This window comes from Streptomyces sp. NBC_01549 (genome assembly GCF_026339955.1).
In the GTDB taxonomy this organism is placed as follows: Bacteria; Actinomycetota; Actinomycetes; order Streptomycetales; family Streptomycetaceae; genus Streptomyces.
In genome coordinates this window covers 3,673,360-3,694,009 of record NZ_JAPEPW010000001.1, presented here as the reverse complement: position 1 = coordinate 3,694,009, position 20,650 = coordinate 3,673,360, and the positions used below count along the sequence as shown (strand labels likewise).

The window sequence follows — 20,650 nt, the reverse complement described above, 5'->3', positions numbered from 1 at the left end:
ATCCGAGCCGTACGCCGCCGCGCTCGCCCTCGGCAGGGTCGCCCACATCCGCGTACCGCCGCCCGGTTCCCGTGACTCGTCGAAACCCCACTCGCCGCCGCAGGCCCGGCAGACACAGGCGAGCACCCTCAGGGACGCTCGGCGCCGGGTGTCACGGGCCGTTGCCACGGCCCTGGAGTGGTTCAAGAGCAGCTACAGCAGCAACGACGGACCCGAGTGCGTCGAAGTCGCCATAGCCCCCGCCGCCGCCACCATCCACGTCCGCGACTCCAAGGACAAGCAGCGCGCCCAGCTGGCCTTCACCGGCGCCTCCTGGACGGAGTTCGTCAGTTCGGTCCGCCGCTGAGGCGGGCGCGCAGGGCGGCGGCCCACTCGTAGGAGGGGCGCAGCTCCAGCGCGCGGTCCAGGGCGGCGAGTGCCTCCTCACGGCGGCCCAGGTTGGCCAGCGCCGCGCCCCGGCTGGCGTGTGCGGAAACGTACTCGGGGTCGATGGCGAGCGCCTCGTCGTAGTCGGCGAGGGCCTCCTCGTCGCGGCCGGCCACCCGGAGGGCGTCGCCGCGTTCGCAGTGGCCCCAGCCCCAGTCGGGCCACAGGACGAGGGCCCGGTCGAGGTCGGCCAACTGGCGCTCGTGGTCGGCGAGTCCGCGCCAGACCCGGGCCCGGCGGCCCAGCGCCCAGGCGTAGTCCGGCTTGAGGTCGAGCGCGCGGCCGAAGTCGGCGAGGGCCGCGTCGAGGTCTCCGGCGCGCTCGTGGGTGGCGCCTCGGGAGGCCCGGGCGAAGGCGTTGGCCGGGTCGCGGCGTATGCCTTCGCTCAGGTCCCGGACCGCCTCGTCGTGATGGCGCAGGAGGCGGTGGTACTCGCCGCGCAGGATGATGTTGTTGGGGTTGTCCGGCTCCAGTTCCACGACGTGTTCGACGTCGGCGAGTGCCCCCTCGTGGTCGCCCAGGCCGCTACGGGTCAGGGCCCGCCCCCGGTGGGCCCGCACCAGGTCCGGGTCCAGGGCGAGGGCGCGGCCGTACTCCTCCAGGGCGCGTTCGTACGCACCGTCCCGCGCGAGGGTGTCGGCCAGCTCCGCCCGCGCCCGCGCCCGCCAGGGCTCGTCGCCCCGCGCCCGGCCCAGCAGCAGCCGGAGCACCTCGGGCTTGCCCCCCTCGTCGAGCGCCCGTGTCAGGTCGCTTCCGCAGGCCCGCACGGCCTGGGCGTCCGCGTCCTCTCCCGCGTCGGCCAGCAGCCGCACCCAGCGCCTCACCAGGTCGTCCGCCTGTCCGCAGGCATCCACGACGTCGGTGAGGACGGCGGGAAGCGCGGAGCGGGGTGCGGCACACAGCAGGTGGTAGGACTCCGCGAGGCGCAGCTCCCGCCAGTCCTCGTCGGCCCACCCGTAGCCGTCCTCCAGTCCGGCCTCGGTCTCCTCCCGCCACCCGGCGAAGGCCGCCGCGAGCCGCTCGTGCCGCTCGGCCCACCGCCTGGGCGAGCCCTTGCGCTGGAGGCGCAGCATCGGTGCCCGTACGACGTCGTGGTACTGCATCCGGTCGCCGCGTTCGTCGACGAACGGTCGTTCCCGCAACCAGCCGTACAGCGCGTCGAGTTCGGTGTCCGCGCAGTCCACCGCCACTCGGAACACGTCCGCGTCCAGCCGCCGCGGCAGCGCACACGCCAGGGCGACCGCGCGCCGCACCGGATCCGGCTCCCACTTCAGGAACCGCTCCACTGCCGTCGTGCTCGGGTCTCCCACGTCGTCCGGGTCGGCGGGCCGGGTCTGCGCGAGGGTCGACACCAGCACCGGCAGCCCGCCCGTGAGCCGCAGCACCTCATCGACCACCGGTTCGGCCACCACCCCTTTGCCGGCGAGCAGACCCCGTGCCTCCGCCTCCGTGAACGGCCCGAGCGGCACGTCCGTCATGAAGTCCGCGAAGCCGCCCCAGCGGGCGGTGTCGAAGGGGCGTTGGCCGGAGGTGACGACGACGACGTCGGCGGGCAGAGTGCCGTAACGGTCGGTGGTCATCACCTCGTGCAGCCAGCCGTCGAGGAACGGTCCGGTGCGTTCGTAGGTGTCGAAGAACAGGACGACCCACGGCGCCGCCGACGCCACCTCCGACAGTTCGCCCAGCAGCACCGGCGTCAGCACCCGTTCGGGTGTCAGGACCAGTTGCACGTCCTCTTGGCTGCGGAAGCGGGCGCTGAGGCTCGCCCGCAACCGGTCGGCGCTCTGGGCGAGTTGGCCGGCGTCCAGGGCGCCCGCGAGGGCGCCCACGCCCGGCACCATGCCAAGTCCGACCAGTCCGGCGCGTGCGACCACCAGGCCGGCCGCCGAGGGCTCTCCGGGTTCGGCGTCGACCACGGCGAGCGCCTCGGCCTCGTGGCGCCGCTCACGATGGACGGCGAGCAGCCGATCCAGTTCCTTGAACCTACGGCACTGTACGCCGAGTTGGCGACTGATCGTGCCCATCGCCTCGGGCACGCTACCGACGCCCTCGTCGACGTACGCCGTCAAGGCCCCGCAGTCCCGGGCTGTCTGCTCGAACTCCCTCACCAGAAAGGTCTTTCCGACTCCCGCGTTGCCGTGCACATGGAAGAGGAAGCGGTGGCGTTCGTCCTCGGGCCGCAGCTCCAGGTTCCGCCGGAACACGGCCCGTTCGTGGCTCCGCCCCACGAATCCCGCCCGTCTGCGCCGAGCGATCAGCTCCTGCATCGACGGTCGTCGCGCCTGCGCCATTTGTCCGCCCTCCCCCGAAAACCCGCCTTGCCCATTCTGGCTCAGGACCGGCGGGAGGAAGTGGCCAGGGCTGGGCAGGAACCAGCCATGCCCACCACTCCCAGCCCACGAGGCATGCTGATGCCGCTGTTCGGTGCCGGGTTCGTCGGCCGGTGCGCTACTTGACGACCGCGACCCTGGTGTTCGGCTCCGTAGCGAAGGTCCACAGCACCGCGCCGTCCGCCTTGGGCATGCGGACGCCGCTGGTCTGCTTGCCGGCCGCGGGGGGCGGCGAGGAGCCGTCGACCGCGTTGGAGAAGGCGACCGACAGGCCCGACTTGTTGGCGAAATAGACGATGTGCTCGATCTGCACGCCGTCGGATCCGGTGGTCGCCGCCAGGGTTTTGGAGATCACGTAAGTGCCGGAGTCGGGGCTCACCGTGCCCGGCCACACCGCGAAGGTGCGGCGGACGGCCTCGTCGGTGTCGACGAGCCAGACCCGCCGCTGGGCGAGCGAGTAGACGATCCGCCGGCCGGTGCCCGAGCCGTCGGGCACCGCGGCCGGCTCGGCCTTCTTGGGCGAGGCGGCGGGCCGCGGGCTCGCCGACGCGGACGGCTTCGCCCCGGCGGCGTGGGCGGCGGTCGGGTGCGCGCCCTGGTCGGCCTGCGCGGCGAGGGCGCCGACGCCCACGATCGCCGCCGCGGTCAGACCGGTGACCCAGATCCAGGAGGGAAGCCGTCGGGCAGGCACGGTCACGCAACTCCTCAGGCTCACAAGGCTTCTGGGCCCTCCACCGAGGGTCGGATCATCGTACTCCGACCCACCCGGGGCCACCGCACGCCTCGGCCGTCAATCCAGTACCGGCAGCAGCTCCGGCAGGTGCCCGTCCGACACCTCCGCCGCCCGCTGCCGCTCCTGCGAGACCTCCCCGTACAGCGTCGTCCGCGGCTTCGCCGGGCGCCCGGCCGCCTCCGCGACGGCGATGAGGTCCTTGACGGACTTGTACGAGCCGTAGGAGGAGCCCGCCATCCGGGAGATGGTCTCTTCCATGAGCGTGCCGCCGAGGTCGTTGGCGCCGGAGCGGAGCATCTCCGCCGCGCCCTCGGCGCCCAGCTTCACCCAGCTGGTCTGGATGTTGGGGATGTGCGGGTGGAGCAGCAGGCGGGCCATGGCCACCACGGCGCGGTTGTCGCGGGTGGTCGGGCCCGGGCGGGAGATGCCCGCCAGGTACACCGGCGCGTTGGTGTGGATGAACGGGAGCGTCACGAACTCGGTGAAGCCGCCGGTCCGCTGCTGGATGCGGGAGAGCGTGCGGAAGTGTCCGAGCCAGTGGCGGGGCTGGTCCACATGGCCGTACATCATCGTGGAGGAGGAGCGGATGCCGAGCTCGTGCGCGGTCGTGACGACCTCGATCCAGGTCGCCGTGGGCAGCTTGCCCTTCGTCAGGACCCAGCGGACCTCGTCGTCCAGGATCTCCGCCGCCGTGCCGGGGATGGTGTCGAGGCCCGCCTCCTTCGCCGCGGTCAGCCACTCACGGATGGACATCCCCGTACGTGTCGCGCCGTTGACGACCTCCATCGGGGAGAAGGCGTGTACGTGCATGCCGGGGACGCGCTCCTTCACCGCCTTCGCGATGTCGAAGTACGCCGTACCCGGCAGGTCCGGGTGGATGCCGCCCTGCATGCAGACCTCGACGGCCCCCAGGTCCCAGGCCTGCTGGGCGCGGTCGGCCACCTGGTCCAGCGACAGCGTGTACGCGTCGGCGTCCGTGCGGCGCTGGGCGAAGGCGCAGAAACGGCAGCCGGTGTAGCAGACGTTGGTGAAGTTGATGTTCCGGGTGACGATGTACGTGACGTCGTCGCCGACGGCGGACTTGCGCACGTCGTCCGCGATCCGGCAGAGGGCGTCGAGCGCCGGGCCGTCCGCGTGCAGCAGCGCGAGCGCCTCGTCGTCGGTGAGCTTCGTCGGGTCGTCAGCGGCGGTCGCGAGGGCCGCCCGTACGTCGGTGTCGATGCGGGAGGGCACCATCCCGGGCGCCGCCGCCTCCCGCAGCGCCTCCCAGTCGCCGTACACGAGGTCGAAGTCCTCCCGGCGGTCGCCGGTGCGCCCCTCGGTGTCGATGGTCTGGTGCAGATCGGTCCGCCCGGACGCGGTGAAGGCCTCCTCCGGCTCCTGCCAGGGGTGCCCCTCGACGACGGCGTCCTCGCGGGCGAGCCCCGTCTCGGGATCGGCGAGCGCCCGTACGTGCGGCAGCAGCCGCGGGTCGAGCCAGGGCTCCCCGCGTTGCACGAACTCGGGGTACACGCACAGCCGTTCGCGCAGTTCGAAGCCGACGGCGCGCGACTGCTCGGCCAGCTGCTCGATCTGCGGCCAGGGCCGCTCGGGGTTGACGTGGTCGATGGTGAGCGGCGAGACCCCGCCCCAGTCGTCGATCCCCGCGCCGATCAGCCGCCCGTACTCACTGTCCACCAGGTTCGGCGGGGCCTGGAGGCAGGCGGCCGGTCCCATGATGTGCCGGGCGACGGCCACCGTGGCGACCAGCTCGTCCAGTTCGGCGTCCGGCATTCCGCGCATCGCCGTGTCCGGCTTGGCGCGGAAGTTCTGGATGATCAGTTCCTGGATGCCGTGGTACGCCCGCGACACGCGCCGCAGCGCGAACAGCGACTCGGCGCGCTCCTCGTACGTCTCCCCGATCCCGATCAGCAGCCCGCTGGTGAAGGGAACGGACGACCGCCCCGCGTCCTCCAGGACCCGCAGCCGTACGGCGGGCTCCTTGTCCGGAGAGCCGTGGTGCGGACCGCCGGGCTCGCTCCACAACCGCGTCGCCGTCGTCTCCAGCATCATGCCCATGCTCGGCGCGACGGGCTTGAGCCGCTGGAAGTCGGTCCAGGACATCACCCCGGGATTGAGGTGAGGCAGCAGCCCCGTCTCCTCCAGGATGCGGATGGAGATGGCCCTGACGTACGCGATCGTGTCGTCGTACCCGTGCGCGTCCAGCCACTCCCGGGCCTCGGGCCAGCGGTCCTCGGGCTTGTCGCCGAGCGTGATGAGGGCTTCCTTGCAGCCGAGTTCCGCGCCGCGCCGGGCGACGTCGAGGACCTCGTCCGGCGACATGAACATCCCGTGCCCGGCACGGCGCAGCTTGCCCGGCACGGTGACGAAGGTGCAGTAGTGGCACTTGTCGCGGCAGAGACGGGTGAGGGGGATGAAGACGCTCTTGGAGTACGTGATCACGCCGGGGCGGCCGGCCGCCTCCAGCCCCGCGTCGCGCACCCGCGCCGCGGACGAGGCGAGGTCGTCCAGGGCCTCGCCGCGCGCCTGGAGCAGCACCGCCGCCTCGGTCACGTCGAGGGCGACGCCGTCCCGGGCGCGTTTGAGGGCGCGACGCATGGAGTTCTCGGTCGGGCCGGTTCCGGAGGTCGCGGAGGTCGTCATCCTTCGAGCATACGATCGCGGTGATCAGGCATTACAGGGCGTGGCCTTATTCCTCCGGGGCGGCGGGTCGTCACAGGTCGCCACCGGCACCCCGCGCGGGTCGGGCCCCGACAGGCGCGCCGCCTCCCCGAAAGCTGGCGATTTCCTTCCCTTGCCCCACAGTTCACAGCCGACTACCAGGGTTGTACGTGCCAACGTGCACCACCCATGTCACTCTCACGACACCCTGGGAGCAGCAGCATGTGCGAGGACGAGCACGGCATCGAGGGCAGCGACGGCATCGACGGCATCGGCAGACGCGCGCTGTTCGTGACGGGAGCGGCCGCCGCCCTTACGTTGGGAAGCGTGACCTTCGCGAACGGCGCCGACGCGGCCGACGCCTCCGGGACACCGGCGGGCGGTACCGAGACCCGTACCGTGTCCGGCACCCTGCCCACCGGTTCGCCGGACTTCGTGTACCTCCCGGTGGAGGTTCCGCGCGGCGTACGGGAGATCCACGTCGCGTACACGTACCAGAAGCCCTCCGTGCCGGCCGGCACCGCGGGCAACGCGCTCGACATCGGCCTCTTCGACGAGCGTGGCACGGCTCTGGGCGGGGAGGGCTTCCGCGGCTGGTCGGGCGGGGCGCGCACGGAGTTCTTCGTCCGCGCGGACGACGCGACGCCGGGCTACATCCCCGGACGCATCCGCCCCGGCACCTGGCACATCGCGCTCGGCCCGTACACGGTGGCGCCGCGGGGCCTGCCGTACGAGGTCACGATCACACTGACGTACGGCGAGCAGGACGCCACCCCGGCCCCGACGTACCCGCCCTCCCGTGCGAAGGGCCGGGGCCGCGCCTGGTACCGGGGCGACTGCCACCTCCACTCCTGGCACTCGGACGGCCGCCGCACCCCGGCGGAGATCGCCGCGCTGGCGCGCGCCGCGGGCCTGGACTTCATCAACACCTCTGACCACAACACGCACAGTTCGCACCCCCACTGGGCGGATCAGGCGGGCCCCCATCCCGACGGCGAGCTGCTGATCCTGCTGGGCGAGGAGGTCACGACCCGCAACGGTCACGTGGTCGCCCTCGGCACGGACCCCGGCACGTTCGTCGACTGGCGCTACCGGGCCCGCGACAACCGTTTCGGCCGTTTCGCCCGCCGGATCCGTCGCGCGGGCGGCCTCGTCGTCCCCGCCCACCCGCACGCCACCTGCGTCGGCTGTGGCTGGAAGTTCGGCTTCGGGGAGGCGGACGTGGTGGAGGTGTGGAACGGCCCGTACACCCCCGACGACGAGGTGACCCTCGCGGACTGGGACAACACGCTGGTGGCCGCGGTCCGTTCGGGCAGCCCCGACCGCTCCTGGCTCCCGGCGATGGGCAACAGCGACGCCCACCGTGACCCCGACCCGGTCGGCAGCCCGCAGACGGTCGTCCTCGCCGACGAACTGACCCGCGAGGCCATCCAGGAGGGCCTGCGCGCGGGCCGCTCCTACGTGGCGGAGTCGAAGTCGGTGTCGCTGATGTTCTCGGCGACCGGCCCGAAGGGCGAGCACGCGGGCATCGGCGGCCGCCTGCACGTGGCCCCCGACACCCCGGTCACCGTCCGCCTGGAGGCCACCGGCGCCCCCCGCTGCACGGTCCGCTTCGTCACCGACCAGGGCGTCCTCTTCACGAGCGACCCCTTGCCGGTCTCGGGTTCCGGGACGGTGGAGTGGAACACGACGGCCCAGTACGCTGCCTACGTACGGGCGGAGTTGCGCCACGAGACGGCGGCGGGGCCGGTACCGGGGGCGCTGGCGGCGTTCACGAACCCGATTTTCCTGGGGGCGTGAGAACCGGTCGAGGCGTTGGCCGCCTCCGCGGCGAGGACGGCTTCCGGGACTGCCGTCACGACTGCGGCCACAACGCCCGTACCGCGTCAGGCACCCCGGACACCACAGCCGGGTCGAACAGGGCGAGTTGGAGGATGTAGCCCGGGAGGACGGAGAGCATCGTCGAAGCGATCGCCTCGGCCGTCACACTCGTGGGCAAGTCGCCGTGGTCCTGCTGGTCACAGACCATGATGACCAGGTCGGCGCGCATGCGGCCCATGAGCTGATCGAGCTTGTGAGCCAGCGAGGGGTTGCGCATGGCCTCTCCCCAGACCAGAACCGCGAGCCCGGCCAGGTCTCCCCCGGCGGACTTGGCCCGGACCACGTCGAGAAGTTCCGCCATGACCGCCCCCATGGACCGGTCCTGCCGGTTCGCGGCGACGGCGACCGTGATGTCGAGGACCTCGCGCATGTTCTCCTCGGCGATCGCGAGGATCATCTCGTCCTTGCTGGTGAAGTGCCGGTACACCGCGCCCGCGGACAGTCCCGACTCCGTGAACAGGTCCTGCATGGACGTGGAGTGGAAGCCGTCACGCAGGAAACAGCGGCGTGCCGCGTCCAGGATCTGATCACGGCGGGCGTCCATGTACTGCTGGGTGACCTTGGGCATGAGGTCATTCTATCAAAAAAAACGAACATTCGTGTTGACGTTGCTCGTGCGGCAGGCCAGACTGCAGGAGGTTAAGAGAACGATCATTTCTTTTTTTAGGGAGGGCTGACCGTGAGTAGCCCGTTGTCAGGACGCTCGGCATGGCGGGAAGTAGCCATCGCCGCCGTGGCGTTGCCCATAGTGATCACCCTGGCGGTGATGGCGTTCGCCTGGCCGGCGGGGCGGATCGCGCCACGCGATGTCCCGGTCGGGATCGTGGGCACCGGGCCGGCCACCCAGAACGCGGTGGAGGGACTGACTCGTGCCAAGCCCGGCGCGTTCGACTTCCACCTCTATGCCGACCAGCAGGCCGCACGTTCGGCGATCGAGAACCGGGATGTCTACGGCGCCTTCGCCATCTCCGGCGACAGCGTCACCGTACTGAAGGCCTCCGCCGCCGGTCCCTCCGTGGCCCAGCTTCTGACTGAGGTCGGACAGCAACTGGCCGACAAGGCCACCCAGCAGATCGCCCAGCAGGCGGCCGCGCAGCAGAAGGCGGCCGCGCAGCAGAAGGCAGCCGCCGCTCATTCCTCGGCGAAGGCCCACAAGCAGGCGGCCGCCCAGCGGGGAGCCGCCCAGCAGGGGGCCGCCGCTGCTGATTCCCCGGTGAAGATCCTCGTGAAGGCGGTCGACGTGGTGCCCGTCGCCACAGAGGACCCCCGGGGTGTGGTGTTCAGCTCGTCGGTCTTCCCGCTCACGATCTGCGGCATCATCATCGGGGCGTTCGTCACGATGGCTCGCGGCCTGGCACGCCCGCGGCACCGAGTGCTGACACTTCTCGTCGCATGCGCCGTCGCGGCTTTCGGTATCTATGTCGTGGCCCAGGGTTTCCTCGGGGCGCTGCCCCACGATCACGTGGCCACGTGGGCGATCCTGTCGCTCGACCTGCTCTCCATCAGCGCCACCGCTGCCGGCGTGATCCGACTCTTCGGGCCGGCGGGCCTTGGGCTCAGCGCCGCGCTCATGGTCTTCATCGGGAACGCCTTCTCCGGCGCCACCTCCGCTCCGGAGATGCTCCCCAAGGGAGTGGAGGACATCGGCCAGTGGCTGCCACCCGGCGCCGGAGCCAGCCTGCTTCGCGACACCACGTACTTCGGCGGCAACGGCGGTGGCGGCCACCTTGCCGTCCTCATTCTGTGGAGCGTCATCGGGCTCACAGCAGTCCTGTTCGGCCACTGGGTCATGCGGGATTCCCGGGGGGCCCGCGACGCGAAGACCGACGCGAAGGCCGACGTGGTGGCCTCCGGAGAGTACCTCCCGGCCCTGCCGGGGTCCGGCGTCGCTTCGCCGGACCGGCGTCCCGCGCACGCGCACGCACACGCACACGCACACGCACACGCACGCCGCAACGACGGTGACGGCTGAGCAGCGGCACACCGAGGCCGCGGCCGTCCACATGAGCCGGCCTCGCGAAGGGTGCGGCCCCTTCCACGCGGGCCGCACCCCCACCTGAGGGGGTGCGGCCCGGCAGCCCCACCGGTCGACTCCCGAAACAGCCACGACTACGACGTACGGCGCGAGGCACTGCACCGTGACGCCTCGCGCCAGACCGGAGCGGACACACACGATGACCACCCCACGACGCGCTGAGCCGGCGCACCGGTCCGAACCCCCGCAGCCAGCCGGGCCCTCTCCGGCCCTCACGCGGGCCTTCGCCCTGCTGGGCAGACGCTGGAACGGCCTGATCCTCGCGGCCCTGGCCAAAGGCCCGGCCCCCTTCGCGCAGGTTCGCGAGCGCGTCCCCGGCATCAGCGACCGCATGCTCGCCCAGCGCCTCCAGGAACTGACCGCGGTCGACCTCGTCGCTCGAAACGTCCAGCCCGGCCCGTCGTCGCGAACCCATTACGCACTCTCTCCGCACGGCAACGCCCTCGTCCTCCCCCTGACCGCCTTGCTCGTGTGGGCGGAGGACCACCTTCCGGCGAGCGACTCACCGGCGTCGGATCGACCGGCCGCGCCAGACCGCTGACCTCACTTTCCGTGCCGGTACAAGCAGGTGCGCTTGACGATCTGCAGGTCAGTGCGTGCGGTGTCGCAGCCGGCGGCCGAGGAGGACGACCGCGGAGCCGGCGGCCACAGACGCGCCCGCGATGCCGCCGAGGGTGATCGCCTGCGCGCCGCGCCCCGGGGTGCCGGTGGTCGCGAGCGTCGGGTGAGCGGGATCGGTGGCGGCGGTGTTCGTCGCGGTGGCGGTGGTGGTGGCCGTGGCGGCCTGGAGGATCAGGTCGGCGACGGCGTCGGGGCGGGCGACGAGGGACACGTGGCAGGTGTCGATCTCCACGGTGTGGGAATGGGCGCGCTTGGCCTCGAAGCGTTCCTGTTCCGGGTTGATGGTCATGTCCTGCCGGCCGACGAGGGCCCAGGACGGGATGTCCTTCCACGCCGCGGCCTTGGCCTTCTCCGAGAACGCGGTGGTGGCCGCGGGCCGCTGGGTGACCGCCAGCAGGTTCGCCTCGCCGGCCGACAGACACGCGGCGAAGACCGGGTGCACCTTGTCGCGCTTGAGGTACAGGTCGGTTCCGCTGACACCGCCCGCCTGATACGGAACGGACGTCGTGGCGGTGCCGAGGGCGCTGGGGAACCGGGCGGACAACGACATGCCGCTCTCGCCCACGTCCGGCATCAGCGCCGAGACGTACACCAGGGACTTGACCTGGGGATTGCCGGCCGCGGCTGTGCTGATCACGGCTCCGCCGTAGGAGTGGCCGGCCAGCACGACGGGGCCCTTGACGGTCTTGAGCACGGAGGCGATGTAGGCGGAGTCGCTGTACAGCCCGCGCAGCGGATTGGCCGGGGCCATGACCGTGTAGCCCTTGCGTTCGAGCCGTTCGATCACCCCGTTCCAGCTGGAGCCGTCGGCGAAGGCGCCGTGCACCAGCACGATGGTGGGCTTCGCGCCGCCCCTGCCGCCGTCCGCGACTGCCGGGGCCGCCGTGACCACGCACAGGGCGGCGACGGCGCACCCCGCCGCCTCGACGCGGAGGCGCCGTGTGCGGCGTCGTATGCCAGGGACCGCAGATGCTGACGTCATGCCGTTCTCGCTTCCTCTTGAAGGCTTCGGCACATCAGCGTTCACACGTCGGTGCCCTCGAGCCCGCTCATCCGGTGCAATCGGGTGAAACCGGCGCGGCATCGGGGTGAAAGCGAGCACGCTCCACGTCCTCTTCGAAGTTGCGCTGATACGCGCCCGAGAGACGATGGGAGGGGGTCAGGGCTAGCTGTCATCAGCAGGTATCAGAGGCAGGAGACGTACTATGTCCACTTCCCCGTCTCTCTCCACCCCCGTCCTGGAACCCGCGGCCAAGGATCTGGCGGACGCCACCTCCCAGCACCCGCGCATCTACGAAGTCCCACCGGAGAACGGCCGCGAGATCCTCGACGATCTGCAGGCCGGGGAGGCTGTGGCCAAACCCGCGGTGGACGAGCAGTGGGTGAGCGTCGACGCGGGAGACTACGGCCAGGTCCGCGCCCGGATCATCCGCCCCAAGGGAGCGACGAAGACCCTCCCGGTGGTGTTGTACATCCACGGCGCCGGATGGGTGTTCGGCGACGAGAAAACCCACGACCGACTGGTCCGTGAACTGGCGGTCGGATCGGACGCCGCGGTGGTCTTCCCGGTCTATGACCTGGCTCCCGAGGCGAAGTACCCCACCCAGATCGAGCAGAACTACGCGGTCGGAAAGTGGATCACCCAGAACGGCGAGGAGCAGAACCTCGACGTCTCCCGGATCGCGGTCTGCGGCGATTCGGTCGGCGGCAACATGTCGGCCGTCTTCGCGCTGATGGCCAAGGAACGCGGCGATGTCGACCTCGCGGCCCAGGTGCTGCTCTACCCCGTCACCGATGCCAACTTCGACACCCCCTCGTACCAGCAGTTCGCCGACGGCTACTACCTCACTCGCGACGGGATGAAGTGGTTCTGGGACGCCTACACCACCGATCCCGAGCAGCGCGCCGAAATCTACGCCTCGCCCCTGCGAGCCGACATCGAGCAGTTGCGTGGTCTTCCCACCACCCTGGTCATCACCGATGAGGCCGACGTACTGCGTGACGAAGGCGAGGCGTACGCGGCCAAGCTGCGCGAGGCGGGAGTGGACGTCACCGCGGTGCGCGTACTGGGGATGGTCCATGACTTCCTGATGCTCGACGCCCTCCGCGACTCCAAGGCGTCAGTGGTCGCACGCACGCTGGCCGTCGAAGCGCTGCACCGAGCACTCCACTCCTAGCGTCGACTTCATGACTTCATGAAAGCGCGGAGCAACTGACCGGCGCCGCGGCGAGTTCGGGGGCCAGGCGCGGTATGCCCTGTTCGGCCGCGCGCTGGAGGCGCCGCTGAGTTCATGAGGCGGTAGAGGTTGGGGGTGCGGAGGGCGAACTCGGTGTGGGTGTCAGCCCAGAAACGCCGCGACAGTCGACGCGAACCGGTCGGCGTCGTCGAGCCACGGATAGTGACCCGCCCCGGACTGCACGACGAGCCGCGCATCGGGGAACAACCCCGCCAGCTCGGCCGTCGCCCCGGGAGGGCTGTTCAGGTCGAACTCCCCGGTGAGCAGCAGCGCGGGGGGCCCGCAGGCGGCGAGTGCGGCGCGGGTGGCCGGCGGATCGAAGGCGCCCTCGGCCGCGAAGAGGGCCACGGCTTCCGCGTTGCGCGGCCGGGCCGCCGCATGGTGCCGGCGTGCCGCGGCGTCCCAACGGCCCCAGAAGAAGGGGACGATGGCCTCCCAGTCGCTCCCCGTCCCCGCACCGATCGCCTCCAGCGCGGCGAACGCCGCCGGGAACCACGGCTCACCCTCCCGGAGCCGCGCGAGTGCGCGCCGCGTCTCCCCCGTGACCTCGATACCGACGGCTCGGGTGCCGGGGCCGATCAGGGCGAGCCTGCCGAGGCGCTCCGGGTACCGGGCCGCGTACTGCGTCGCGACGTTCGCGCCCGCGGAGTGACCCAGCAGGTCCAGCCGGGCCGGCCCGAGGTGCGCGCGCAGCGCCTCGACGTCGTCGACCAGGCGGTCGCAGCGGTAGCCGGCGGTGTCGTGCGGGAGCGCGGACCGGCCGGTACCGCGCAGGTCCAGGAGGGCCAGTCGGCGGTGCGCGGAGAGACCTCCGAGGTCACCGAGATAGCGGGAGTCCGTGGGGCCGCCTGGGACACAGAGGACCGGATCGCCGCCTCCGTCTCCGATCAGGCGGTAGGCGAGCCGGGTTCCGTCAGGTGCGGTGAAGGTGGGCATGGGGCGAACTCTGTCAGTCATAACCTGGTTATACAACCGAGTTATGGCGAGGATGAGGACTCGACCTCGGTATATAACCGAGCTATGGCAGCCGAAGAGGACACGCGTCGAACCCCCGAGCCCCTGACCGAGGAGCAGGCCGAGCGGATGTTCGCCGACATGAACGACGTCATCCGCGCAGGTGAGGAGATGCGCCGGCTGCGCGCCGAGATGATCAGACTCTTCGCCGGCCTCGGCTGGACCCAGGACAGGATCGCCCGCCTCACCGGCATGAGTCAGCCCGCCGTGTCCAAACAGCTCACCAGGCACAAGGGGGACGATCCGTCACCCCCGCCGCGCCTCTCCCTCGACCAGTACGACACCCCGTGGCTCGAGGGACGCCTCTGGGGCCTCGCCGAGGAGATCTCCGAGACCCTCCACGACGCCGCCCACTGCACGCGTCACGTCAACGCCGTCGCCCGGGGCAGGAAGCACTTCACACCCCAGAACGTCGACGAACTCCGGCGCCTGGTCGAGGCGGACCTGCGGCTGCACCGGGCCACTCTGCCCGGCGGCCACCGGCACGCCTACGACGAGATCAGCCGCGCCCTCGACATCCCCGCCCCCTCGGGAAGCACCACCGAATCGGCCTCCGTACGCCGCACCCTCGCCCGCCAGATCCAGCGCGATCACCTCCGGGGCGAGGCTTGAGCCCCCATCGAGGCCGGGGGTTCCCTCAACGTTCGTGGCCATGCTGGAGTACAAGGCGGTCAGGTACGGACGCGCCCTGGTGAAGATCGGCAGGTTCGAGCCGACCGGGCCCGGGCCCGGGCCCGGTCGCGGGACCATGCGCCCGCGCCCACCAGCACGGCCGCCCCGGTTCCGTACAGAGGCAGCCACCGGGTCGTCGTGGTTGCCAGGCAGTCGGCAACGGCCTCACGGCTCCGGGCCTCCTGTGCGTACGCCACGGCGGCGTCGTCGCGATCAGCCACGTTCGCCAGCGCGGCCGTCGACTGGATGACCTCGTACCTGCCCATCCACGCGCACCCGCTTCGGGTGCCCGACATCGGAAACAGCCAAGCCCAGCGCTGCATCATGGGGGCCAGTGCGATCGCCAAGCACAGGCCGACGACCAGCGAATACGCGACCAGAGCGCGCATGTACGCCGTTCGGATGCCGGGCGTCCACGGCGGCCGCCGCTGGAAGGCGAAGATCACGGCAAGAAGCGTCACCCCGATGAACGTGGAGAACCACTGCCAGGAACCCTGCGCGAGTGCGAACGCCAGCACGGCGGCGAGTCCGATGCCGATGACCCCGGCCTGGCCGGCGGGGTCGTCTCCTGCTCCGGCGGATGCCGGCTTCCGGGTTCCTTGCGGGCTGGGGTCGTTCACGGGCCTCTCCTGCCGGGTCGGAGTTCTCAGCATCCGCCCCGCGGCACCGCGGGCCCCGGCGCCATGCCGGACGGGTTCGACGCCCCCGCCCGGATGTTGCACCCTGCCGGTCCGCACAAGTCCTGGTTCCCCCACAAGTCCTAGTTCCCCGACGGCCACACGATCGCCTGCACCTCGCTGTACGCGTGCAGCGCGTACGACCCCACGTCCCGCCCCACCCCGCTCTTCTTGAAACCGCCGAACGGCGCCTCCATGTTGCGGCCGACGGTGTTGACGCCGACCCCGCCCGCACGCAGCGCGCGGGCGACGCGGAAGGCGCGGGCGACGTCGCCCGACCAGACGTAGTCGATCAGCCCGTAGTCGCTGTCGTTGGCGAGGGCGATGCCTTCCTCCTCGTCGTCGAAGGGGACGACCACCACGACGGGCCCGAAGATCTCCTCGCGGACCACCCGCATGTCGGGGGAGCAGTCCGCCAGGAGGGTCGGGGCGACGTAGAAACCACGGTCGGACGGGGGACGCGTGCCGCCCGTGACGATCCGCGCGCCCTCCTTCCGGCCGAGTTCGACGTACGCCTCCACCTGGTCCCGGTGCGCCGCCGAGATGACCGGCCCGACGACCGTCCCCGGCTCCCGCGGGTCCCCGACCGTCAACCGCCCAGCGTACGCGGCCAGTTGCTCGACCAGTCGGCCGTAGATCCCCTTCTGCGCGATCACCCTCGTCGGCGCCGTACAGATCTGCCCGCTGTAGAAGGAGAACGTCGTGCCGATGCCGGACACCGCCGACCCGATGTCCGCGTCGTCGAAGACGACCGCCGCGCCCTTCCCGCCCAGCTCCATCAGCTGGCGTTTCATCCCTCGCCCGCACACCTCGGCGATCCGCCGCCCCACCGCCGTCGAGCCGGTGAAGCTGACCATGTCCACGTCCTCGCAGTCCACGGCCGCCTCGCCGGCCTCCGCGCGCGAGCCGCTCACCACGTTCACGACGCCCGGCGGTACGCCCGCCGCCTCCAGGGCCTGAGCCATCCGGTACACGGAGAGCGGGTCCTGCGGGGCGGGCTTCACGACCACCGTGTTGCCCATGGCCAGGGCGGGGGCGATCTTGCCGGCCGGGTTGGCCCAGGGATTGTTGTAGGAAGTGATACAGGTGACGACGCCGACCGGCTGGCGTACGGCCAGGGCACCCATCACGGCGGCGGCCCCGAACGGCCCGGCCTCGTTGATCTGCGGCGGCAGCGGCTGCTCGACGGGCTCCACGCGCGCGTAGCGCCGGAAACGGGCCGCGCCCACCCCCACCTGCATCCCGCGCGCGGTCCCGGTGGTGGCACCGCTCTCGGCCTGGGCGAGTTCGGCGTAAGGGAGGAAGTTGCGCCGGATGATGTCCGCCGCCCGGCCGAGGAGCGCCGCGCGCTCCTCGGGCGGCGTCCGCGACCACGGGCCGAAGGCCTCCCGGGCCGCGGCGGCGGCCGCGTGCACCTGCTTCCGCGAGGCCTCCGGCGCCAGCCCGACGACGCCCTCCGTCGCCGGGTCGGTCACCTCGTAGTGCCCGTCGTCCGGCTCCACCCACGAGCCGCCGATGAACAGCCGCTGTTCGTCGCCCGCCCCCCGCGCATCGGTCACCGCGTGCTCACCGTCTGCGTGTCCCGCCCGGAGCGGAGCACCTTCCCGGGAACGGCGCCCGTCACCACGTCCCCGCGGATCGACTCGACCCCGTTGACCCACACCGCCGTGACGCCGATCGCCTTGGAGTCGAGCCGGGGGCTTTCTCCCGGCAGGTCGTGCACCAGGCTGGCCTTGCCGGCGTCGATCCGCTCCGGGTCGAACAGCACGAGGTCCGCATGGAAGCCCTCCGCGATGCGCCCTCGTTCCCTCAGTCCGAAGAGCCGCGCCGGGTCGTCCGTGAGCATCTTCACGGCCGCCTCCAGCGTCGTCAGCTTCCGCCCGCGCAGACAGTCCCCGAGGAACCGGGTCGTGTACGGGGCCCCGCACATGCGGTCCAGATGGGCGCCCGCGTCCGAGCCGCCGAGCATGACGTCCGGGTGCTGCCAGGTCTCGGCGCGCAGCGACCACGAGTCGGTGTCGTTGTCGGTGGGCATGGGCCACAGCACCGTCCGCAGGTCGTCGTGCGCGCAGATCTCGACCAGGCACTCGAAGGGCTCCTGGCGGCGCCGGGCCGCGATGTCCTTCACGACCTGCCCGGTGAGGCCGTCGTTCGCCGGGCTGTAGGTGTCCCCGATGACGTACCGGCCGAAGTTGGCGAGGCGGCGGAAGACGCCCGCCTCCTTGCTGTTCGCCCGGGCCAGCATCTCGGCCCGTACGGAGGGGTCCCGCAGCCGTGCGATGCGCTCCGGGACGGGCAGGGCGAGGATCGGGCCCCACCCGGGGATCAGGTTCAGCGCGCAGAACGTGCCCAGGGACATGTTCATGGGGGTGAGGATCGGCATGGTGAGGGCCACCACCCGGCCACCCGCCTTCCGCGCCCGTTCACTCGCCACCAGTTGCCTCGGTACGCGCTCGGGCACGGCGGCGTCGATGGTCAGCACGTTCCAGTTGAGCGGGCGGCCCGCCACCGCGCTCATCTCGACGAACAGGTCGATCTCGTCGTCGCTGAACTGGTCGAGGCAGCCGGCGACGATCGCCTCGATCTGGGTGCCCTCGTGCTCGCCGACGGCCCTGCTCAGGGCCAGCAACTCCGCAGGCTTCGCGTGCCGGGACGCGACCGGTTTCCCGTCGCCGTCGGAATGGGTGGAGGACTGGGTGGTGGACAGGCCCCAGGCTCCCGCCTCCATCGCCTCGTGGAAGAGGGTGAGCATCTGCTCCAGCTGCTCTCCGGTCGGCTGCCCGCCCACCGCGTCCGCGCCCATCACATACCGCCGCAGCGCGCAGTGCCCCACCATGAAGCCCGCGTTGACGGCGATCCGTCCCTCCAGGGCGTCGAGGTAGTCGCCGAAGCTGTGCCAGTTCCAGGGCGCCCCCTCCTCCAGGGCGACCAGCGACATCCCTTCGACCTTGGACATCATGCGGCGGGTGTAGTCGGCGTCCTCGGGCCGTGCCGGGTTCAGCGGGGCGAGGGTGAAGCCGCAGTTGCCGCCCGCGACCGTCGTCACCCCGTGGTTCAGGGACGGGGTGGCGTAGGGGTCCCAGAAGAGCTGGGCGTCGTAGTGCGTGTGCGGGTCGACGAACCCGGGGGCGAGGACCAGACCGGAGGCGTCCTCGCTGGTGCGGGACGCCTCCGTGACCGTGCCGATCGCGACGATACGGCCGTCGCGGACGCCGACGTCCGCGGTGTAGCCGGGCGCGCCCGTGCCGTCCACGACGGTCGCGCCCTTGATGACGTGGTCGAGCATGGCCGCACCCTCCTCAGGAAGCCTGGCGGAAACGGGTCGTCCGGTGCACCGGGTCCGTGTCGATCTTCGGGATCACGTGCTCGCCGATCAGCCGGATCGTCTGGAGGGTCTCCTCCTTCGGGACCCCGACCGGCAGCCCGAAGGAGAGCTGATCGGCGCCCGCCTGCTCCCACCTCTTGCACTGGGTGAGCACCTCGTCCGGGTCGCCGCAGATCAGCAGCTCCTCCTCGATGAGGAGTTCGACGAACTCCGCGTTGTACTCGGGGAGCGTCTCGGGCCAGACGGGGAAGCCCTCGGGGCGCGGGAAGGTGTCGTGGTAGCGGAAGACCAGGGAGGGCAGATAGTGCAGCTCGCCGGCGACCGCGATCCGTATCGCCTCGTCGTGCGTCGGCGCGCAGATGGCGGTGGTCGTCACCATCACGTTGTCGTTGACGAAGGCCCCGACGGGTTCGGCGTCCACGATGGCGGTCTTGTACTGCTGGAGCACCCACTCCATGTCGGAGACCTTCTGCACGCTGAAGCCGAGCACGCCCAGGCCCTTGCGGGCGGCCATGGCGTACGAGGGGGGCGACCCGGCGGCGTACCACATCGCGGGGTGCGCCTTCCCGTACGGCTTGGGGAGCACCTTGCGGGGCGGGAGCTGCCAGTGCTTGCCCTGGAACCCGGCGTACTCCTCCTGGAGCCACATCTTCGGGAACTCGGCGATGGTCTCTTCCCAGATCTCCTTGGTGTAGTTCATGTCGGTGATACCGGGGAGGAAGCCGAGGATCTCGTGGCTGCCCGCGCCGCGCCCGCTGCCGAACTCGAAGCGGTTCTGGCTGAGGTGGTCGAGCATGGCGACCTTCTCGGCGACCTTCACCGGGTGGTTGACCTGGGCGAGCGGGTTGAAGATGCCCGAGCCGAGGTGGATGCGGTCCGTGGCGTGGGCGAGATAGCCGAGGTAGACGTCGTTCGCCGAGAGGTGCGAGTACTCCTCCAGGAAGTGGTGCTCGGACGCCCAGGCGTACTTGAAGCCGGACTTGTCCGCCTGGATGACGTACTCGGTCTCCTCCATCAGCGCCTTGTGCTCTGCGAGCGGGTCGGTCTCGGCGCGCTTGCCCACGTATCCCTGTACAAAGAGCCCGAATTCCAAGGAGGTTCACCGTCCCCACATTCGTATCTGACGTTCCGTCAGATCTACTTGCCGCCGACTGTTGCACCGAGCCCGTGAAGCGTCAATACTTGACGAACCGTCAGCTGTAGCTGGTCCTACAGAACGCTGACCCCCGCCAGCCACCCCCCGTCGATCACGAACGGCTGCCCGGTGATGTACGAGGAGTCCTCGGAGGTCAGGAAGAGGGCGAGCCGCGCGACCTCCTCGGGCCTGCCCACCCGCCCGAGCGGCACGAGCTTGCTGTACAGCTCGTCCAGCGCCCTGGACATCTCCTCGGGGTCGGCCGTCGGGTCGAGCTGGGCCGGGTTCGACATGGGGGTGTCGACGGCGCCCGGGCAGATGGCGTTGACCCGTATCCGCTGATGCGCCAGCTCCAGGGCGGCGACGCGGGTGAGGCCGAGGATGGCGTGCTTGGTCGCCGTGTACGTGCCCACGGCCGCCATCCCGGTCATCGCGGTGTACGAGGCGGTGTTGACGATCGTGCCCCCGCCGGCCGCGGCGATCTCCCCCGCGACCGTCTTGATCCCCAGGAAGCAGCCGACCTGGTTGACCTGCACGACCTGCAGAAACTCGTCCAGCGGGGTGTCGACGAGGGCGTTGAAGCGCAGGATGCCCGCGTTGTTGACCAGCCCGTCGATCCGCCCGTAAGCGCCCTTCACGGCGGCGACGGCGGCCGCCCAGTCGTCCTCCCGCCCCACGTCGAGGTGGACGTAGAGCGCGTCCAGCTCCTTGGCCACGTCCTCGCCCCGGTCGTCGAGCACGTCCGCGACGACGACCCTGGCGCCCTCCGCCGCGAACAGCCGCGCCTCCTGCTCGCCCTGTCCACGCGCCGCCCCGGTGACGATGACGACGCGTCCGTCCAGCTTGCCCATACCCTGACTCCCTAGTTGAGGTGAGGCGCGATCCGGTTGAGGTGGGGTGCGA

The 20,650-nt window shown here is 71.1% G+C and carries 17 protein-coding genes and 1 pseudogene; 6 read left to right on the top strand and 12 right to left on the bottom strand.

The window, feature by feature from the left end; all coding sequences use genetic code 11:
• Positions 1–3 precede the first annotated feature (3 nt).
• Positions 4–168, bottom strand: a pseudogene (locus OG819_RS16535) (ATP-binding protein); the annotation flags it as partial.
• Here OG819_RS16535 and OG819_RS16530 point away from each other — a divergent pair.
• On the top strand, positions 149–346 hold the full coding sequence (locus OG819_RS16530; protein ID WP_266650101.1) for a DUF397 domain-containing protein: 198 nt from the start codon (positions 149–151) through the stop codon (positions 344–346). The pseudogene OG819_RS16535 and the gene OG819_RS16530 overlap by 20 nt on opposite strands.
• On the opposite strand, the gene OG819_RS16525 is transcribed toward OG819_RS16530, so the two are convergent.
• The 3 genes from OG819_RS16525 to OG819_RS16515 all read right to left on the bottom strand — a co-directional run bounded on the left by OG819_RS16525 (position 327) and on the right by OG819_RS16515 (position 6,132).
• Complete coding sequence (locus OG819_RS16525) at positions 327–2,717, bottom strand: tetratricopeptide repeat protein (protein ID WP_266650099.1); 2,391 nt, start codon at positions 2,715–2,717, stop codon at positions 327–329. The genes OG819_RS16530 and OG819_RS16525 overlap by 20 nt on opposite strands.
• A gap of 157 nt (positions 2,718–2,874) precedes the next feature.
• Positions 2,875–3,453 (bottom strand): hypothetical protein, encoded by a 579-nt coding sequence (locus tag OG819_RS16520; protein WP_266650098.1) that lies wholly within the window; start codon positions 3,451–3,453, stop codon positions 2,875–2,877.
• A gap of 93 nt (positions 3,454–3,546) precedes the next feature.
• Positions 3,547–6,132, bottom strand: coding sequence for a bifunctional FO biosynthesis protein CofGH (locus tag OG819_RS16515; protein WP_266650097.1), 2,586 nt, complete (start codon positions 6,130–6,132; stop codon positions 3,547–3,549).
• A 240-nt stretch (positions 6,133–6,372) separates the two neighbouring features.
• On the opposite strand from OG819_RS16515, the gene OG819_RS16510 reads away from it, so the two are divergent.
• Entirely contained in the window at positions 6,373–7,950 is a 1,578-nt protein-coding gene (locus OG819_RS16510) for a CehA/McbA family metallohydrolase (RefSeq protein WP_266650096.1), read from the top strand.
• 55 nt (positions 7,951–8,005) lie between these two features.
• Here the strand turns inward: OG819_RS16510 and OG819_RS16505 are convergent, their stop codons facing one another.
• Positions 8,006–8,599, bottom strand: coding sequence for a TetR/AcrR family transcriptional regulator (locus OG819_RS16505; RefSeq protein ID WP_266650094.1), 594 nt, complete (start codon positions 8,597–8,599; stop codon positions 8,006–8,008).
• A 111-nt stretch (positions 8,600–8,710) separates the two neighbouring features.
• Between OG819_RS16505 and OG819_RS16500 the strand changes: the two genes are divergently transcribed.
• On the top strand, positions 8,711–10,003 hold the full coding sequence (locus tag OG819_RS16500; protein WP_266625574.1) for an ABC transporter permease: 1,293 nt from the start codon (positions 8,711–8,713) through the stop codon (positions 10,001–10,003).
• 202 nt (positions 10,004–10,205) lie between these two features.
• The gene (locus OG819_RS16495; protein ID WP_266625575.1) at positions 10,206–10,607 is read left to right on the top strand and encodes a helix-turn-helix domain-containing protein; all 402 of its coding nucleotides are present in this window, start codon (positions 10,206–10,208) and stop codon (positions 10,605–10,607) included.
• A gap of 48 nt (positions 10,608–10,655) precedes the next feature.
• Here the strand turns inward: OG819_RS16495 and OG819_RS16490 are convergent, their stop codons facing one another.
• The gene (locus tag OG819_RS16490) at positions 10,656–11,669 is read right to left on the bottom strand and encodes an alpha/beta fold hydrolase (RefSeq protein ID WP_266625577.1); all 1,014 of its coding nucleotides are present in this window, start codon (positions 11,667–11,669) and stop codon (positions 10,656–10,658) included.
• A 223-nt stretch (positions 11,670–11,892) separates the two neighbouring features.
• On the opposite strand from OG819_RS16490, the gene OG819_RS16485 reads away from it, so the two are divergent.
• Positions 11,893–12,864: an alpha/beta hydrolase gene (locus tag OG819_RS16485; protein WP_266583177.1), complete on the top strand. Its 972-nt coding sequence runs from the start codon at positions 11,893–11,895 to the stop codon at positions 12,862–12,864.
• A gap of 162 nt (positions 12,865–13,026) precedes the next feature.
• Here OG819_RS16485 and OG819_RS16480 read toward each other — a convergent pair whose 3' ends face one another.
• Entirely contained in the window at positions 13,027–13,860 is an 834-nt protein-coding gene (locus OG819_RS16480) for an alpha/beta fold hydrolase (RefSeq protein WP_266650092.1), read from the bottom strand.
• 84 nt (positions 13,861–13,944) lie between these two features.
• Here OG819_RS16480 and OG819_RS16475 point away from each other — a divergent pair, with 84 nt between their 5' ends.
• Positions 13,945–14,550, top strand: coding sequence for a helix-turn-helix domain-containing protein (locus OG819_RS16475; RefSeq protein ID WP_266625579.1), 606 nt, complete (start codon positions 13,945–13,947; stop codon positions 14,548–14,550).
• Between the two features lie 59 nt (positions 14,551–14,609).
• On the opposite strand, the gene OG819_RS16470 is transcribed toward OG819_RS16475, so the two are convergent.
• The 5 genes from OG819_RS16470 to OG819_RS16450 form a co-directional block, all read right to left on the bottom strand.
• A complete protein-coding gene (locus OG819_RS16470; protein ID WP_266650090.1) occupies positions 14,610–15,230 on the bottom strand; it encodes a hypothetical protein in 621 nt (206 codons plus the stop codon).
• Between the two features lie 140 nt (positions 15,231–15,370).
• The gene (locus tag OG819_RS16465; RefSeq protein WP_266650088.1) at positions 15,371–16,846 is read right to left on the bottom strand and encodes an aldehyde dehydrogenase family protein; all 1,476 of its coding nucleotides are present in this window, start codon (positions 16,844–16,846) and stop codon (positions 15,371–15,373) included.
• Complete coding sequence (locus OG819_RS16460) at positions 16,843–18,573, bottom strand: amidohydrolase family protein (RefSeq protein ID WP_266625584.1); 1,731 nt, start codon at positions 18,571–18,573, stop codon at positions 16,843–16,845. Before OG819_RS16460 ends, OG819_RS16465 begins: the two co-directional genes overlap by 4 nt.
• A 13-nt stretch (positions 18,574–18,586) precedes the next feature.
• On the bottom strand, positions 18,587–19,705 hold the full coding sequence (locus OG819_RS16455; RefSeq protein WP_323137154.1) for an LLM class flavin-dependent oxidoreductase: 1,119 nt from the start codon (positions 19,703–19,705) through the stop codon (positions 18,587–18,589).
• Positions 19,706–19,821: 116 nt separating this feature from the next.
• Positions 19,822–20,598, bottom strand: a complete 777-nt coding sequence (locus OG819_RS16450) for an SDR family NAD(P)-dependent oxidoreductase (protein ID WP_266583198.1) — start codon at positions 20,596–20,598, stop codon at positions 19,822–19,824.
• Positions 20,599–20,650 lie beyond the last annotated feature (52 nt).

What these genes read in the sequence shown, in the direction of transcription:
- OG819_RS16450 (WP_266583198.1), bottom strand. Translation starts at nt 20,598, where the DNA reads ATGGGCAAGCTGGACGGACGCGTCGTCATCGTCACCGGGGCGGCGCGT.
- OG819_RS16495 (WP_266625575.1), top strand. Translation starts at nt 10,206, where the DNA reads ATGACCACCCCACGACGCGCTGAGCCGGCGCACCGGTCCGAACCCCCG.
- OG819_RS16490 (WP_266625577.1), bottom strand. Translation starts at nt 11,669, where the DNA reads ATGACGTCAGCATCTGCGGTCCCTGGCATACGACGCCGCACACGGCGC.
- OG819_RS16485 (WP_266583177.1), top strand. Translation starts at nt 11,893, where the DNA reads ATGTCCACTTCCCCGTCTCTCTCCACCCCCGTCCTGGAACCCGCGGCC.
- OG819_RS16475 (WP_266625579.1), top strand. Translation starts at nt 13,945, where the DNA reads ATGGCAGCCGAAGAGGACACGCGTCGAACCCCCGAGCCCCTGACCGAG.
- OG819_RS16480 (WP_266650092.1), bottom strand. Translation starts at nt 13,860, where the DNA reads ATGCCCACCTTCACCGCACCTGACGGAACCCGGCTCGCCTACCGCCTG.
- OG819_RS16525 (WP_266650099.1), bottom strand. Translation starts at nt 2,717, where the DNA reads ATGGCGCAGGCGCGACGACCGTCGATGCAGGAGCTGATCGCTCGGCGC.
- OG819_RS16505 (WP_266650094.1), bottom strand. Translation starts at nt 8,599, where the DNA reads ATGCCCAAGGTCACCCAGCAGTACATGGACGCCCGCCGTGATCAGATC.
- OG819_RS16515 (WP_266650097.1), bottom strand. Translation starts at nt 6,132, where the DNA reads ATGACGACCTCCGCGACCTCCGGAACCGGCCCGACCGAGAACTCCATG.
- OG819_RS16510 (WP_266650096.1), top strand. Translation starts at nt 6,373, where the DNA reads ATGTGCGAGGACGAGCACGGCATCGAGGGCAGCGACGGCATCGACGGC.
- OG819_RS16460 (WP_266625584.1), bottom strand. Translation starts at nt 18,573, where the DNA reads ATGCTCGACCACGTCATCAAGGGCGCGACCGTCGTGGACGGCACGGGC.